This window comes from Kitasatospora sp. NPDC087315 (genome assembly GCF_044744345.1).
GTDB lineage: Bacteria > Actinomycetota > Actinomycetes > Streptomycetales > Streptomycetaceae > Kitasatospora.
In genome coordinates this window covers 124,058-139,177 of record NZ_JBIUYD010000013.1, presented here as the reverse complement: position 1 = coordinate 139,177, position 15,120 = coordinate 124,058, and the positions used below count along the sequence as shown (strand labels likewise).

General features: G+C 72.2%; 15 protein-coding genes. 2 read left to right on the top strand and 13 right to left on the bottom strand.

The window, feature by feature from the left end; translation table 11 throughout:
- Positions 1-100 precede the first annotated feature (100 nt).
- From ACIO5D_RS20315 to ACIO5D_RS20270, 10 genes are all read right to left on the bottom strand, one after another.
- Positions 101-394, bottom strand: a complete 294-nt coding sequence (locus tag ACIO5D_RS20315) for a hypothetical protein (RefSeq protein ID WP_363606681.1) — start codon at positions 392-394, stop codon at positions 101-103.
- Positions 395-632: 238 nt separating this feature from the next.
- Positions 633-1,409, bottom strand: coding sequence for an ABC transporter permease (locus ACIO5D_RS20310; RefSeq protein ID WP_400796790.1), 777 nt, complete (start codon positions 1,407-1,409; stop codon positions 633-635).
- Positions 1,406-2,365 (bottom strand): ATP-binding cassette domain-containing protein, encoded by a 960-nt coding sequence (locus ACIO5D_RS20305; RefSeq protein ID WP_400796787.1) that lies wholly within the window; start codon positions 2,363-2,365, stop codon positions 1,406-1,408. The genes ACIO5D_RS20310 and ACIO5D_RS20305 overlap by 4 nt, the downstream gene beginning before the upstream one ends.
- A 32-nt stretch (positions 2,366-2,397) precedes the next feature.
- Entirely contained in the window at positions 2,398-3,234 is an 837-nt protein-coding gene (locus tag ACIO5D_RS20300) for a DUF4097 family beta strand repeat-containing protein (RefSeq protein ID WP_400655614.1), read from the bottom strand.
- A gap of 105 nt (positions 3,235-3,339) precedes the next feature.
- Positions 3,340-3,888 carry a hypothetical protein gene (locus ACIO5D_RS20295; RefSeq protein ID WP_400796785.1) on the bottom strand — a complete coding sequence of 183 codons (549 nt, stop codon included), beginning with the start codon at positions 3,886-3,888 and terminating at the stop codon, positions 3,340-3,342.
- A 222-nt stretch (positions 3,889-4,110) separates the two neighbouring features.
- A complete protein-coding gene (locus ACIO5D_RS20290) occupies positions 4,111-5,130 on the bottom strand; it encodes an adenosine deaminase (protein ID WP_363606793.1) in 1,020 nt (339 codons plus the stop codon).
- Positions 5,131-5,293: 163 nt separating this feature from the next.
- Complete coding sequence (locus ACIO5D_RS20285; protein ID WP_363606674.1) at positions 5,294-6,589, bottom strand: DUF445 domain-containing protein; 1,296 nt, start codon at positions 6,587-6,589, stop codon at positions 5,294-5,296.
- 242 nt (positions 6,590-6,831) lie between these two features.
- Complete coding sequence (locus ACIO5D_RS20280) at positions 6,832-7,791, bottom strand: ATP-binding cassette domain-containing protein (RefSeq protein ID WP_400655612.1); 960 nt, start codon at positions 7,789-7,791, stop codon at positions 6,832-6,834.
- 42 nt (positions 7,792-7,833) lie between these two features.
- Positions 7,834-8,760 (bottom strand): ABC-2 family transporter protein, encoded by a 927-nt coding sequence (locus tag ACIO5D_RS20275; protein WP_363606671.1) that lies wholly within the window; start codon positions 8,758-8,760, stop codon positions 7,834-7,836.
- The gene (locus tag ACIO5D_RS20270; RefSeq protein WP_400796782.1) at positions 8,753-9,613 is read right to left on the bottom strand and encodes an ABC transporter permease; all 861 of its coding nucleotides are present in this window, start codon (positions 9,611-9,613) and stop codon (positions 8,753-8,755) included. Before ACIO5D_RS20270 ends, ACIO5D_RS20275 begins: the two co-directional genes overlap by 8 nt.
- A 328-nt stretch (positions 9,614-9,941) precedes the next feature.
- Between ACIO5D_RS20270 and ACIO5D_RS20265 the strand changes: the two genes are divergently transcribed.
- Entirely contained in the window at positions 9,942-12,275 is a 2,334-nt protein-coding gene (locus ACIO5D_RS20265; protein WP_400796779.1) for a transglycosylase domain-containing protein, read from the top strand.
- Between the two features lie 31 nt (positions 12,276-12,306).
- Here ACIO5D_RS20265 and ACIO5D_RS20260 read toward each other — a convergent pair whose 3' ends face one another.
- The 3 genes from ACIO5D_RS20260 to ACIO5D_RS20250 form a co-directional block, all read right to left on the bottom strand.
- Entirely contained in the window at positions 12,307-13,488 is a 1,182-nt protein-coding gene (locus tag ACIO5D_RS20260) for a winged helix DNA-binding domain-containing protein (protein ID WP_400796776.1), read from the bottom strand.
- A 135-nt stretch (positions 13,489-13,623) separates the two neighbouring features.
- A complete protein-coding gene (locus ACIO5D_RS20255; protein ID WP_148645002.1) occupies positions 13,624-13,926 on the bottom strand; it encodes a co-chaperone GroES in 303 nt (100 codons plus the stop codon).
- A gap of 209 nt (positions 13,927-14,135) precedes the next feature.
- Positions 14,136-14,477 carry a DUF3618 domain-containing protein gene (locus ACIO5D_RS20250; protein WP_363606666.1) on the bottom strand — a complete coding sequence of 114 codons (342 nt, stop codon included), beginning with the start codon at positions 14,475-14,477 and terminating at the stop codon, positions 14,136-14,138.
- Positions 14,478-14,621: 144 nt separating this feature from the next.
- Here ACIO5D_RS20250 and bcp point away from each other — a divergent pair, with 144 nt between their 5' ends.
- A complete protein-coding gene (gene bcp / locus ACIO5D_RS20245; RefSeq protein ID WP_400796774.1) occupies positions 14,622-15,098 on the top strand; it encodes a thioredoxin-dependent thiol peroxidase in 477 nt (158 codons plus the stop codon).
- The last annotated feature ends 22 nt before the right edge of the window (positions 15,099-15,120 follow it).

Sequence of the window (15,120 nt, the reverse complement as noted above, 5' to 3'; positions counted from 1 at the left end):
GGCCCCGGTCGGCCTCGCCGATGCTCCCATGGCACCTGCGGCCACACACAGTGAGGCCGGCCCGCGATGCCGGGCCGGCCTCGGCTGGAACCGCGTACGGTCAGGCGACGTACACGCTTGAGCCGAACTCCTGGGTCGTCCGGCCGCCCGGGGGAACGACCGTCAGGACGTCACCCGTACAGTTCGGGCCGCTGTAGACCACGGCGTACTCGTTCGTGCGGTTGTGGAGGATGAGCGGCCAGATATCGGCATTGACACACCCGCTCGGGTTCTCGACCACCTGCCCGCCGCCGAAGACGAAGGTGCCGTGGGCCGCCGAGGCCGAGGTGGGCACGGCGAGCGCCATCATCCCCGCCGCGGCCAGGGCTCCGAACACAGTTACCGCACGTCGCATGGGTGACTCCCGTCAGATCGGTGCGACCGGGCGACCGCCCAGCCGCACGGGAAGTGCCCCATGCATTCCGTTCGTACTCGAATCACTTCCGGCGTTCGCTCCACCGCAGCAGACGAGAGGACCGGTAGGTGGACGCGAGGCAGCCGATGCGCCCCTCAACCCTCGCTGAGAAAAGGCCATTGCCGGGGCTGCACCCCGGCGCCGAGCGCCTGATCCGCGACGAGCACCCGCGAGGCGCCTACCGCCGCGCGGTGCGGTGGAAGACCGTGCGGGCCCAGAGGTAGCCGGTGAGGGTCAGGGCGAGGCACCAGGCGAGGGCGCTGAGGGCGCTGGTGCCGATGGGGGTGCCCATCAGGAGGCCCCGGAGGGTCTCGATGATCGGGGTGAAGGGCTGGTACTCGGCGAACCAGCGCAGGGCGGTCGGCATGGAGTCGGGCGGGACGATGGCGCTGCCGATGAAGGGCAGGAACTGGAGCGGCATCGGGATGTTGCTGGCGCTCTCGGGGGTCTTGGCGACCAGACCGATGCCGGCCGCCAGCCAGGTCAGGGCGAGGGTCACGAAGACCAGCAGCCCAATGGCCGCGAGCCACTCCACCGGGGTGGCGTCGGGACGGAACCCCATCGCGAAGGCCGCGCCGATGACGAGCACGAGGCCGATCACCGTCTGGATCAGGCTGCCGACGACATGCCCGGTGAGGAACGCCGAACGGGATATCGCCATCGTCCGGAAGCGGTTGACGATCCCCTCGGTCATGTCCACACAGACGCCGACCGCGGTGACGAGAGCGCCCGAGGTCGCCGCCATCAGGACGATGCCGGGCGTCACGTAGTCGATGTACTTGCCGCCGCCGATCCCCTCGCCGAGGGCCCCGCCGTACGCGTAGTTGAACAGCAGCAGCATCATCACGGGCATCATCACGACCGCGAACGTCATGGACGGATACCGCACCGCGTGCTTCAGGTTGCGTCGCAGCATCGTCAGCGAGTCGCTGACGGCATAGCTCATGGTGCTCATCGGGCGGCGCCTTCCCCGGTCAGGGTGAGGAACACGTCGTCCAGGTCGGGGACGTGCACGGTGAGCGACTCCGCGCGGACGGACGCGTTGTCGAGCGCGTCGAACACGGCCTTCACGGTGAGGACGGAGTTGTCGCCGGGGATGTCCAGGGTGAGCGCCTCGTCGTCCGCCGTGGCGTAGTCGAACAGGCGGGCCGCCGCGGCGAGTTCCCCCGCGTCCGCGAACCGGAGCCGGATGTGGCCGCCCGGGATCAGCCGCTTCAGCTCGTCCGCCGTCCCCTCGGCGACGATCCGGCCGCCGTCCAGCACCGCGATCCGGTCGGCCAGTTGGTCGGCCTCCTCCAGGTACTGCGTGGTCAGGAAGATCGTGACGCCGTGGTCGGCCACCAGCCCCCGGATGATCTCCCACATCGTCCGCCGGCTGCGCGGGTCCAGCCCCGTCGTCGGCTCGTCGAGGAAGATGATCCGCGGATCGCCGACCAGCGTCATCGCCAGGTCCAGTTTGCGCCGCATCCCGCCCGAGAACGTGACGACCGGCTTGGCCGCCGCCTCCGTCAGGTCGAACCTCCGCAGCAGCTCCACCGCCCGCCTCCGCCCCTCCCGACGGCCGAGGTGGTTGAGGTCCGCCATCAGCAGCAGGTTCTCCTCGGCGGTGAGCAGGTTGTCCACGGCCGAGAACTGGCCGGTGACGCCGATCGCGCTCCGGACGGCGTCGCTCTCCCGGACCAGGTCGTGGCCCGCCACCCGGGCCGTCCCCCCATCGGCCGGGATGAGGGTCGAGAGGATCTGCACGGTGGTGGTCTTGCCCGCGCCGTTCGGCCCGAGCAGGGCGAACACCGTGCCCTCGGGGATGTGCAGATCGATGCCGGTGAGCACCGCTCTGTCGCCGTAGGACTTGCTCAGACCGACCGCGGAGATCGCCGCGGTCGACGTGGGCGGGCTGGGCGCTGAGGTCATGACGGTCTCGCTGCCTTCTCTGTGACGGATGCTCAGGAACGCCGGATCACGATGTCGCCGACCTGCGTCCGCGCCCGTACCTCGACGGTCTCCCGTGCCTCACCCGGCCCCTCCACCGGACCGAGGGAGTTGCGCACGCCGCCGATCTGGGAGTGCACGTCGATCCAGGCTGCCGTCGCCTCGCGGATGCCGACCTCCAAGTCCCCCACGCTGGTCTGCAGGACCACCCGGCCGCGCGTCACCTCGGCGATCCGGATGCCGCCGTGGGCCGTCTTGGCGTCCACGTCCGCATGCGCGACCCCGACGTCGATCCGTCCGTTGGAGGCGTTGGCCCGCAGGTCGCCGCGCACCTCGCCGATCTCCGTCTCCCCGTTGCCGTTCTTCACCGTCACCGCGCCGCCGACCTCGCCGATCCGGACCCGGCCCGACCCGGCGATCTCGGCGTCCCCGCTCGCCTGCTCCAGCCGGATGTCGCCGTGGTCGACCTTCAGCTCGACGGTGGCGGCCTGCTCGACCTGGATGTTGCCGAGGGACGTCTTCAGCCGGCAGTCACCGAGCAGGCCTTCGCAGATGAAGTCCGCCATCGGCGAGTTGCCGTGCACCTCGGAGCCGGCCGGCAGCTCGACGGTGACATCGATCGAGCCCGTCCGGCCGAACAGCGAGCGCTTCTTCGGCCCCTTCACCGACAGCCTGCCGCTCGCGTAGGTGACCTTGGTCTGCTGTGCGGCCCGGATGTCCGCCTCCACGGTGCCGTCCGCGGGCCGCACCTCGACGACCGTGTCGATGCGCTTGCTCGCGATGATCCGGACCGACCCGATGTCGAATTCGAGGATGGCGGAGATCGCGTCGGGGGTGTCGAAAGTAGGCATGGCTGTCCCGTCCTCTTGGCTCTGGTGTGTGTTCCCGCTGGTGGGAGCGGGGGCGACGTGGAAGAGAAGTGACTCGCTTGCTGGCGGAGCGCGGCGGATCCCGGGCTAGTGGACCCAGCCCGTGTAGCCCTGCCCGACTCCCGGGCGGGTACGGCCGGGGGTGCGGGCGGCGGGATCCCCCGGCTCCAGGGCGGCGGCGACGGCCCGGACGAGCCAGGCGTTGACCGAGAGCCCCTCCTGCCCGGCGGCCTCCTCCGCCCTGCTCTTGAGGTGACCGGGGAGGCGGAAGTTGATCCGGGCGGTGTTGCTGTCGTCCAAGTCCGGCGCCAACGGGGCCGCCGCCGCCACGGGTGGCACGGATGGCACCATGGATGACACCGCCCCCCTGGGACTCTCGTACGGCTCCGGCGACGGCGGCACCGTCACCACGAACTCGGGATCGAGCCCACGCAGCCGCACGTCGACCGAGCCGGGGGCGAGGTCACGGGTGATCTCGGTCACGGCCGCGGAGAGCGCGTTGAGCAGAGTGAGCCGGACGGCCGACTCCAGGGGCAGGGTGAGCCGCTCGGCGAGGGCGCGGGCGTCGTCGCCACCCGCGCCCGCCGCCACCGCGAGCTCGTGCCGGAGGTTGTCGACGTACGGGGAGAGGTCCATGGCGCCATCGTGGCACACTCTTGGCGCCACAGCCAGACCTTTTTGGCACCACCATCGCCGGAGTGGCGCCACCATGACACCAGGGGGTGCGGCCGACAGCGAACCGCCCCGCGGGCAACAGCCGGCGGGGCGGTGGAGGATCACGCGGTAGAGGGTGGAAGGCCGCACGGCAGAGGAACGGAAGACCACCCGGAGAAACCCGGCGAGGCCGGAACGGGCAGGTCAGCCCCGCTGCCACCCGGCCAGGTGGGCGTCGATCTCGCCGACGATCCTGGCCTTCCCGGCCGCGTCCAGGAAGGACGCCTCGACGGCGTTGCGCGCCAGTGCCGAGACCCCGGCCTCGTCCAGGTCCAGCAGTCGGGCCGCCACCGCGTACTCGGTGTTGAGGTCGGTCCCGAACATCGGCGGGTCGTCGCTGTTGACAGTGACCAGCAGCCCCGCGTCGACCATCTGCCTGATCGGGTGCTCCTCGATCCGCTCCACCGCCCGGGTGGCGATGTTGGAGGTCGGGCAGACCTCCAGCGGAATCCGGTGCTCGCCGAGGTGGTCCAGCAGCGCCCGGTCCCGCACGGCCTGCGTGCCGTGGCCGATGCGCTCGGCGCCGAGCACCCGCAGCGCGTCCCAGACCGTCTCCGGGCCGGTGGTCTCGCCCGCGTGCGGGACGCTGCGCAGGCCGGCCGCCCGCGCCCGGTCGAAGTACGGCTTGAACTGCGGGCGCGGCACGCCGATCTCCGGGCCGCCGAGGCCGAAGCTGACCAGGCCCTCGGGGGCGAGGTCCACGGCGAGGCGGGCGGTCTCCTCGGCGGCGGCCAGACCGGCCTCACCGGGGATGTCGAAGCACCAGCGGAGCACGACGCCGAGGTCCTTCTCGGCCCGCACCCGGGCGTCCTCGATGGCCTCCATGAAGGCGACGTCCGGGATGCCCCGGCTGACCGAGGAGTAGGGGGTGACGGTCAGCTCGGCGTACCGGATGTTCTGCCGGGCCATGTCCTCGGCGACGCCGTAGGTCAGCGCGCGGACGTCCTCGGCGTCGCGGATCAGGTCGACGACGCTCAGGTAGACCTCGATGAAGTGCGCGAAGTCGGTGAAGCTGAAGTACTCGGCGAGGGCCGCGGGGTCGGTCGGCACCTTCGCGTGGCCGCGGTAGCGGGCGGCCAGTTCGGCGACCACCCGCGGCGAGGCCGATCCGACGTGGTGGACGTGCAGTTCCGCTTTCGGCATCCCGGCGATGAACGCCTCGATGCCCCGGTTTCCGGCGGCGTTCGCGCCGTCGCTTCCGCTGGGGGTTCCGATCCGACTTCCGTCCGGCTGGACCACGGTGGTGCCCTTCTTCCTCTACGCGCGTATCAGCAGTGTCCGCAGTATCCGCACCGTCCGCGCGGACAGTGCGGGGCGCAAGCCTAAGTCACCCCCCGAGGGCGACGGCCACGGTGTGGATGAGCAGACCGGCCAGGGCGCCGACCACGGTGCCGTTGATCCGGATGAACTGCAGGTCGCGGCCGACGTTGGCCTCGATCTTGCGGGAGGCGTCGTCGGCGTCCCAGCCCGCGACCGTCTCGGAGATCAGCGAGGTGATCTCGGCGCGGTAGGTCTCCACCAGGTACTGGGCGGCGTCCTGGAGCCAGCCGTCCACCTTGGCCTGGAGCTTCCGGTCGGTGACCAGACGGGCGCCGAAGTCGCGCACGCCCTCGCGGATGCGTCGGCGCAGTTCGCTGTCCTCGTCCTCGGCGGCGTTCAGCACCAGGGTGCGAACGGCGGCCCAGGTGGAGGCGATCAGGTCCTGCACCTCGGAGCGGGCCAGCAGATCGGCCTTGGCCCGCTCGACCCGGGCGATGGTCTCCGGGTCGGTCTGCAACTCGGTGGCGAAGTCGGCGAGGAAGTTGTCGATGGCGCCGCGCGCGGGGTGGTCCTGGTCGTCCCGGATGTCGGTGACGAACCGCATCAGCTCCTTGTAGACCCGCTCGCCGACCTGGTGGTCGATGAACCGGGGCGTCCAGCCCGGGGTCTTCTGGGTGACCCGCTGGATGACCTCCTCGTGGTTCTCGGTCAGCCAGCCGTGCGCCCGTACCGCGATCAGGTCGACGACCCCGTGGTGGCCGCCGTCGGCGACGACCTTGCCGAGCATCCGGCCCATCGGCTCGGCGACCGAGGTGGCGGCGGCCCGTCTGGTCACCGCCTCGCCGACGACCGCCTGCACGTCGTCGTCCCGCAGCACCGCGAGCACCCCGCGCAGCGCCGCCGACGCCTCCTTGGTGACCCGCTCGGCGCTGCCGGGGGCGGCCAGCCACTCCCCCAGCCGGCGCGCGATGCCGAGCGCGGCGAGCCGGCCGCGCACCACGTGCCCGGAGAGGAAGTTGTCGCCGACGAAGTCGCCGAGCGACCGGCCGAAGGCGTCCTTCTTGGTCGGGATGATCGCGGTGTGCGGGATCGGCAGGCCGAAGGGGCGCCGGAACAGCGCCGTCACGGCGAACCAGTCGGCGAGCGCGCCGACCATCCCCGCCTCGGCGGCCGCCGCCACATAGCCCGCCCAGGCGCCGGCGCCGGCCGCCTGCGCCCAGGTGGCGAGGGCGAAGACCAGGGTCGCGAAGGCCAGCAGGCCGGTCGCGAAGGTCTTCATCCGGCGGACGCCACGTCTCTTCTCCTCATCGGCCGCGGTGAACCGGACCCCGGGGCCGGTCCCGCTGAAGGCTTCGTCACTCACCCCGCCAGTCTGCCCGTTGCCCGGCGCGAGCGGACGGCGTGCCCCACCTGAGCACGCCGGGCGAACGCTTCGAGCGCCGCCAACCGCCCTTACGCGCCCTCAACCGCCGCCACCCGCCGACACGCGCTGCCAACCCGCCGACGCACACCGACGCCCGCCGACGCATACCGACGCACACCGACGAGCGGCCACGCGCCCGGCCCCGCCCGGCCGGGCGCGCTCCGCCCGCGGCGCGGGCCCGGTCAGCCGATCGCGACCTCGGCGTACATCCGGGCGATCACGTCCTCGATGGCGGGCTCGCGGACCGAGAGGTCGACCAGCGGGTAGCGGTCCGCGACCGCGGCCACGATCGGGGCGGCACTCTGCTGGGCCGGGAAGGCCAGCCACTGGCGCGGGCCCTCCACCTTCACCACCCGCGCACCGGCCACCTCGATCGCCGGACGGGCCTCGGCGAGGTCGACGACCAGGGTCCGCTCGCTCTCACCGGCCGCGTGCAGACCGTCCAGCCCGCCGTCGTAGACGACCCGGCCGTGGTCGATCACCATCACCCGGTCACAGAGCTGCTCGATGTCGGTCAGGTCGTGGGTGGTGAGCAGCACGGTGGTCCCCTGCTCCCGGTTGACCTCGCGCAGGAACTCGCGCACCTTGCCCTTGCTGACCACGTCCAGCCCGATGGTGGGCTCGTCCAGGTAGAGCACCTGCGGGTCGTGCAGCAGCGCCGCCGCGAGGTCGCCGCGCATCCGCTGGCCGAGCGAGAGCTGCCGTACCGGGGTGTCCAGCAGCGCGCCGAGGTCGAGCAGTTCGACGCAGCGTTCCAGGTTGGCGCGATATCGCTGGTCGGGGATGCGGTAGATGCGGCGGGCGAGTTCGTAGGAGTCGCGCAGCGGCAGGTCCCACCAGAGCGTGGTGCGCTGGCCGAAGACGACGCCGATCCGCCGGGCGAGGGTGACCCGCTCCCGGGCCGGGTCCACTCCGGCGACCCGCAGCCGCCCGCCGGTGGGTACCAGGATGCCGGTGAGCATCTTGACGGTGGTGGACTTGCCGGCGCCGTTGGGGCCGATGTAGCCGACGCACTCGCCGGCCTCGATGCCGAAGCTCAGCCCGTCCACCGCGCGCACCTCGCGCTTCTCCCGCTTCAGCCGGCCGGCCTTGGCGCGGACGGTGAAGGTGCGGCGGACGTCTTCGAGTTCGATCAGTGCCATGGGAGTTCTCCGTTCAGAGGGGACGAGGGAAGCGAGCAGCCGTCAGCTGCCGGTACCGCGGTACGCCCGCAGCCCCGCGCGCCAGGCCAGGCCGGCTGCGGCCAGGCTGAGCGCCGCCGCGAGCGGCGAGGCGTACTGGAAGGCGGCGGGCAGGCCGAGCGGGTCGGGCCGGTCGAGGATGCGCAGGGCGGGCAGCCAGTTGACGAAGGCCAGCGGGACGCCGAAGACCACGCCCGCCACCATTTCCTTGGCGAAGACGGTCGGCGGGTAGTGCAGCAGCGTCGCGCCGCCGTAGGTGAAGGAGTTCTGCAGTTCCTTGGCCTCTCCCCACCAGAACTGGAAGGTCGCGCCGCCGACGAAGATCGCCCCGAAGATGGCCGTGCCGCAGACCAGCAGGACGGGCACGAGCAGCACCCGGTCCCAGGTCCAGGAGACGTCCAGCGCGGGCAGGGCCCAGGCCAGCACCGCCAGCGCCTGGAGCGGACGGCCGAGCCGCCGCAGCGAGAAGCGCTCCGCGCAGAGCTGGGCGAGCGCGGGTGCGGGCCGGATCAGCACGGTGTCCAGCGTCCCGGCCTTGATCCGCTGGCCGAGGCCCTCGATCGAGCCGACCAGCAGGTTGGCGGTGCCGAGCGCGAAGCCGGAGGTGCCGTAGAGGAAGCCGAGCTCCGGCAGGGTCCAGCCGCCGAGCCGGTCGGTGTGCTGGAACATCAGCACGACCACGACGAAGTCCAGCGAGGTGACGGCGATGCTGGCGACCAGCATCAGCAGGAACGAGGCCCGGTACGACATCATCGCGCGCATCCACATCCCGGCGGTGAGCCGCCAGCAGCTCAGCGCCCAGCGCGTCCGGCCCAGCAGGGTCCCGGTCGTCGGGTCGGTCCACGAGGTCCCGGCGGCCCACGAGGCCCGGTCGGCCGCTGCCGCCGGGTCTGACGCCGCCCGGTCGGCCGCTGTCGTCAGGTCAGCCACCCTGGACCACCACCTTGCGGGTCGCGAGCAGTTGGACGGCCCGGCCGACGGCGAGCAGCACCGCGGCCCAGGCGAGTTGGAAGCCGAGCGGGCCGAGCAGCCCCGCCCCGGTCGAGCGCTCCAGGAAGACGTCGGTCGGCACCTGTACCAGCGCGGCCCACGGCAGCACGGGCGCGAGGTCACCGAGCCGGCCGGGGAAGAGCGAGAGCGGCAGCAGCATCCCGGAGAAGAACATCGACACCACCAGCATCACCGAGCGGACCCCCTCCGAGTCGTGCAGCCAGAAGCCGGTGAGCGAGACCAGGAAGCGCAGCCCGAAGCTGACCACCACCGCGAGAAACACGGAGAACAGGAAGAACACCCAGGTCAGCGGCTGCTCGGGCAGTCGGATGCGGAAGACCAGCGCACCCGCGACCATGGGCACCGCACCGCGGGTGACCAGGTGGAAGCCGGCCCGGCCGAGGTCGGTGGCCAGCCACCAGCCCTGGAAGTCCACCGGGCGGTAGAGGTCGATGGCGATGTCGCCGCTGCGGAAGCGGTCCTGGACGTCGTCCTGGAACCCGCCGCCCCAGACCGCGACGGTGACCAGCAGCGCCTGGCTGACCCAGATGTAGGTGACGGCCTGGCTCTGGTCGTAGCCGCCGAGCCCGGGGCGGGCCTGCCAGAGGGCCACGAAGGTGTAGGCGAGGATGAAGCCGAAGACGGTGTTGGTGAAGGCGCCGGCCAGGGTGGCGGCCCGGTAGGTGGAGTAGCGCCGGAAGGCTCCCCAGGCGACGGCCAGGTAGAGGCCGACCGGACCGGCCGGATCGGGAGGGGGCCCGAGCCGCGTCTCATGGGGTTCGACATTCGGCATATTGTCTCCTTGTCGACAAATACGGGCAAGCATCGGCCCGTAGGCGTCAGCGCACGCCGGACCGGCTCCGACCGGCACCACCCGGGGGTGCCGGGCAGGGCGGGCGGAGCTGCACGAAGTGGGTGCGCTATGTGGTTTGCACCTTTCACCGTACCGCCGACGATCACCCCGCGCACCGGGTTTTCCGCCCTTCCCCCACCCCGGCCCGGAGCAGGCCCCGGCCCCGCCCGCCACCGACTCCGGACGAACGGAACCAAACCCGGCCGCCACGGCCGTTGGGCCAAAAGAGAAGGGCCTGATTCCGGATCAAATAGCACATAATCGCGGCATGACCATGAGGGCAGATCGCCGCACCCGCCGCCGGGCCAAACGTGCCGCTCGCCGCCAGGCCCGACGCGCCCTCCCGTTCTGGCGCCGGCTCCTGCCCACCTGGCGGGTCACCCTCGGCGCCCTCACCACCGTCCTGCTGCTCGCCGTCGGCGCCTTCGCGGTGCTCTACGTCCTCGTCCCGGTGCCCGACCCCAACGCCCACGCCGTCGCGCAGAACAACATCTACCTCTACTCCGACGGCACCACCGAGATCGCCCGCACCGGCGCCGTCAACCGGACCGACGTGACGATCGACCGGATCCCGCCCGACATCCAGCACGCCGTCGTCTCGGCCGAGGACCGCACCTTCTACCAGAACCGCGGCATCGACCTGAAGGGCATGCTCCGGGCCGGCTGGAACACCCTCCTCGGCAAGGGCATGCAGGGCGGCTCCACCATCACCCAGCAGTACGTCAAGAACTACTACCTGACACAGGACCAGACCATCTCCCGCAAGGGCCGCGAACTGTTCATCGCCCTCAAGGTCGACCAGCAGCGCGACAAGAACGAGATCCTCGCCGGGTACCTCAACAGCAGCTACTTCGGCCGCAACGCCTACGGCATCCAGAGCGCCGCCCACGCCTACTACGGCACCGACGTCTCCCACCTCACCCTCGCCCAGGGCGCCTACCTCGCCGCCCTGCTCCAGGCCCCCAGCGCCTACGACGTGAAGACCGCCACCCCGGCCAACCGCGACAAGGCCGTCGCCCGCTGGAACTACACCCTCGACGGCATGGTCCAACTCGGCTTCCTCAGCCCGGCCGACCGCGCCGCCACCGCCTTCCCCGACCCGATCGACCCGCAGCCCGCCACCGGCCTCAGCGGCCAGGCCGGCTACCTCGTCGGCGTCGCCGACGACTACCTGACCTCCGCCGGGATCGTCGACACCGCCACCCTCAAGGCCGGCGGCTGGCGCATCACCACCACCTTCGACAAGAACAAGCAGGACGCCTTCGTCCACGCCGTCCAACAGGAACTCACCGACGAACTGGACCCCAGGGCCCGGCCCGGTACCGACACCGACGTCCGCGTCGCCGGCGCCTCCGTCGAACCCGGCAACGGCCGCGTCGTCGCCGTCTACGGCGGCCCGGACTACGCCAAGCAGCCCTACAACGACGCCCTGCGCCAGGACAACCAGATCGGCTCCACCTTCAAGCCCATCGACCTCGCCGCCGGGCTCGACTCCGGCCGCAGCAGCGGCGACGGCCGCCCGATCACCACCGAGACCCGCTACGACGGCACCAGCGAACGCCCGGTCACCGGTGGCCCCACTCCCTACGCCCCGCCCAACGAGGACGACATCGACTACGGCAACATCACCCTGCGCTACGCCATGACGAAGTCCGTCAACTCGGTGTACGCGCAGGAGGGGGTGGACGCCGGACTCGCACACGTCCGGGAGACCGCCGTCCGGCTCGGCATCCCCGACAACGTCCCCGGCATGGACCCGGCCAACACCTCGATGACCCTCGGCACCGCCACCCCCAGCGCCCTCGACCTGGCCGGCGCCTACGCCGCCTTCGCCAACCACGGTGCGGCGTACGCCCCGTGGTCCGTGGTCAAACTCGAACGCCTCAACGCCGACTCCGGCTCCATCGACGTCCCCAAGATGCCCGAGCACGTCCCCACCACCGCGCTCGACCGGGGCACCGCCGACGCCGTCACCGACGTGCTGCGCGACGTCGTCGGCCCGCGCGGCACCGGTGCCGCCGCCCTCGACCTCGGCCGCCCCGCCGCCGGCAAGACCGGCACCACCGACTCCAACCTCTCCGCCTGGTTCGCCGGCTTCACCCCCGAACTCGCCACCACCGTCGGCCTGTTCCGGGAGAACCCGAAGACCCACGCCAAGGAGCCGCTGGCCGGCACCGCGGGCCTCACCCGGATCAACGGCGGCGCCTTCCCCACCCGGATCTGGACCGCCTACATGTCCGACGCCCTGGACGGCACCGCCGTCCAGCACTTCGACCTCCAGCCGGGCCACGGCACCGGCCAGAGCACCGGCCAGAGCAGCGGCCCGACGGCCACCGCCACCGTCTCGCCTTCCTCCTCCCCGAGCGCCACCGCCACGACCGCGCCGCCCGGCACCCCGGAGCCGCCCACCGCCCCGACCACCCAGCCCACCGCGGTCCCCGAGCCGACGACGAACCAGACCCCGCAGGCGCCCAGCCCGACCGCGCCCACCCCGACACAGCCGACCCCCACCAGCCGGCCCACCTCGCCCCGGCCGACCGCCCCGCCCACCGCGACCGCCACCGCACCCGCCGCCGGCTCCACCCCACCGGCCGGGCCGTGACGCGCCGGACGGTGACGCACCTCAGCGACCGCTACACCCCCGACACCAACTCCCGCTCCAGCGGCGTCCGGAACCGCGGCGTCACCCGCACCTCGCCGAGCCAGCCCGCCAGCCGCGCCGCCTCCGCCCCGATCGCCGCCTCCGCCTCCGCCCCGAGGTCCGAGAACAGCCGCCACACCACCTCACCGTCGGGGCGCTGCGCCCAGCCGCCCACCACCCGGCCGCACCACCAGACCGTCGGGCCGGCGTTGCCCGCCCGGTCGAACAGCGCCGGGACGTCCTCCGCCCGCAGGTACCAGTCCCGCACCCGCCAGCCCATCGTGGTCAGGTCCAGGCCCGGCAGCAGCGCCGCCCACGGCTCGGGCTCCACCACCCGTTCCGCGTCCCCCGGCAGCACCAGCCCGGCCACCCCGCCCGCCAGCCGGACGTCCTCCGCCGCGACGTCCGCCAGCGCCTTGCGGGTGTCCCCAAGCGTCCAGCCCGTCCACCACTTCACGTCCTCGACCGTGGCCGGCCCGTACGCCGCCAGCCAGCGCCGCACCACCTCGGCCTTCGCCTCCCGCACCGGCACGTCCCGCCACGGCGGCACCGGCGCCCACGGATAGCTGCTGCTCAGCCAGGACCCGCGCGGACGGCACCGCCGCACGTGCCCGTCCGAGGCCAGCAGCCGCAGCAGCCGGCTGCCCACGCTCTGCTTCGCCTCGTACGGCTTGCCCGCCGACATCAGCATCGTCTCGCGCAACGCCGGGACGTCCGCGCCGAGTTCGCCGGTCGTCGCCTCGCCGCGCCGCTCCAGCGCCGCCAGCACCGCGCGCTCCGTCTCGGCCAGCCGCCGCTCGTCCCAGCCCTCGGCGAACTCCCGCAGGTGCTTGAGCAGCGTGGCCCGCTCCCGGGCGGCGATCGCCCGCGCGCTCGACGCGCTCACATACGGCGCGAACTCCTCCGTCACCGCGAATATCGTCCGCCGCATCGACAGCAGCTTCACCAGCGTGACGTCCTCGTAGAGTGCCCGCTCCACCTCCGCCGCCGAGGGCTCCGCCAGCCGCGCGCAGGCCGACAGGTACACCGTCGCCGCGTCGGAGGCGTGCAGCCCGACGACCGCGCCGGCCACCTCCTCGACGGCCGCGGCCCGCTCCGCGGGCGCCAGCAGGTGCCGCCGCCCCACCCGGGCGCGACGCTGCTCATCACTGATCAGAGGCATGCGACTGGTCATGCCGGGACTTTACTGCCGCCCACTGACAACGCCGGGTCGTCACCGGTCGGAAGCCCCGCCGGAGGGTCCGGGCGACTCGGAGCGCCCGGACCAGCGCCCTGGGCCCAGAGGCTCAGAGGCTCAAAGCTCAGAGGCTCAGAGGTAGAGCCCGGTCGAGCCCTCGGTGTCGCCGAACCGCATCGCGGCCACCGCGTGCAGGTCGCGCTCGCGCAGCAGCACATAGGTGGCGCCGCGCACCTCGACCTCCAGCTTGTCCTCGGGGTCGTAGAGGACCCGGTCGCCGGGCTCCACCGAGCGCACGCTCTGGCCGACCGCGACGGCCTCCGCCCAGGTGCAGCGCTTGGACAGCTCGGCGGTGGCGGGGATGAGGATGCCGCCGGTCGAGCGGCGCTCGCCCTCGCTGCCCTCGGTCTTCACCAGGACGCGGTCGTGCAGCATCTTGATCGGCAGCTTCTCGCCGAGCCGGTCGTGGCGCGGGGAGTCGTGCTCGGGCGAAGCGGACTGCCGGGTCGGTTCGTCGTTCGTACTCACGACCCCGAAGGTACCGCCCCGGGGCGACCGGTGTGACGCCGGCCCGGCATCCGGGAGGCCGGGCGCGCACGCGCCCGGCCCCTCGTGAGCCCCTCGCGGGCCCGCGCTTCCGCGGGTCAGCCCTTGCGGCGCTTCCGGGCCGAGGCGACCAGCAGCACCAGGCCGACGCCGACCAGCGCGGCCGGGACGATCCGCTCCTTGCGCGGCTGCCCCTTCTCGTCCACGAACTGGGCCCTGAGCTTCTCGACGGCGCCGTTGGCCGCCACGTACGCCCGGCCGGCCTTCTCCTCCACGGCGGCCACGGCCTTCGCCTTGGCCTGGGCGGTGATGGTGCTCGGGTGGACACGCATGGCGAGCTCGTCCAGGGTTGCCGCCAGCTGGGTGCGGGTCCGGGAGATGTCCGCCTCGATCTGGGCGGTCGTCCGCGTCGACTTGTCCTTCGTGCTCGCCTCGCCCACTCGGGCCACCCCAATTCACTGATGTTGTCCTGTACGACTGAACCAGTTTGTCAGCTGCCGAGCAGGGCCGCGCGGCCCCACCCACCATCGGAGGTAAGTTTGCCGTGGTACGACCGCCCGTCCACGCACCAGGAGAGTCCAACCGTGAGTGAGCGTCTCCAGCCCGGTGACACCGCGCCGACCTTCAGCCTGCCCGACGCCGACGGCACGCAGGTGTCCCTTGCCGACCACCTCGGCCGCAAGGTGATCGTCTACTTCTACCCGGCCGCGCTCACCCCCGGCTGCACCAAGCAGGCCTGCGACTTCACCGACAACCTGGAGGTCTTCGCCGGCGCCGGGTACGACGTCATCGGCATCTCGCCGGACAAGCCGGAGAAGCTCGGCAAGTTCCGCGAGGCGGAGAACCTCAAGGTCACCCTGCTCTCCGACCCGGAGAAGGCGGTGCTGGAGGCGTACGGCGCGTTCGGCGAGAAGAAGCTGTACGGCAAGACGGTGACCGGCGTGATCCGCTCCACCGTGATCGTCGACGAGCAGGGCAAGGTCGAGCACGCCCTGTACAACGTGAAGGCCACCGGGCACGTCGCCAAGCTGCTGCGCGACCTCAAGGTCGACGCGGCCTGACGCCCGAAGCCCCCTGACGCCC

Coding starts and splice junctions, on each gene's coding strand:
- ACIO5D_RS20270 (WP_400796782.1), bottom strand. CDS start 9,613: ATGCCGAATGTCGAACCCCATGAGACGCGGCTCGGGCCCCCTCCCGAT.
- ACIO5D_RS20280 (WP_400655612.1), bottom strand. CDS start 7,791: ATGGCACTGATCGAACTCGAAGACGTCCGCCGCACCTTCACCGTCCGC.
- ACIO5D_RS20310 (WP_400796790.1), bottom strand. CDS start 1,409: ATGAGCACCATGAGCTATGCCGTCAGCGACTCGCTGACGATGCTGCGA.
- ACIO5D_RS20315 (WP_363606681.1), bottom strand. CDS start 394: ATGCGACGTGCGGTAACTGTGTTCGGAGCCCTGGCCGCGGCGGGGATG.
- ACIO5D_RS20300 (WP_400655614.1), bottom strand. CDS start 3,234: ATGCCTACTTTCGACACCCCCGACGCGATCTCCGCCATCCTCGAATTC.
- ACIO5D_RS20265 (WP_400796779.1), top strand. CDS start 9,942: ATGACCATGAGGGCAGATCGCCGCACCCGCCGCCGGGCCAAACGTGCC.
- ACIO5D_RS20255 (WP_148645002.1), bottom strand. CDS start 13,926: ATGCTGCACGACCGCGTCCTGGTGAAGACCGAGGGCAGCGAGGGCGAG.
- ACIO5D_RS20295 (WP_400796785.1), bottom strand. CDS start 3,888: ATGGACCTCTCCCCGTACGTCGACAACCTCCGGCACGAGCTCGCGGTG.
- ACIO5D_RS20305 (WP_400796787.1), bottom strand. CDS start 2,365: ATGACCTCAGCGCCCAGCCCGCCCACGTCGACCGCGGCGATCTCCGCG.
- ACIO5D_RS20260 (WP_400796776.1), bottom strand. CDS start 13,488: ATGACCAGTCGCATGCCTCTGATCAGTGATGAGCAGCGTCGCGCCCGG.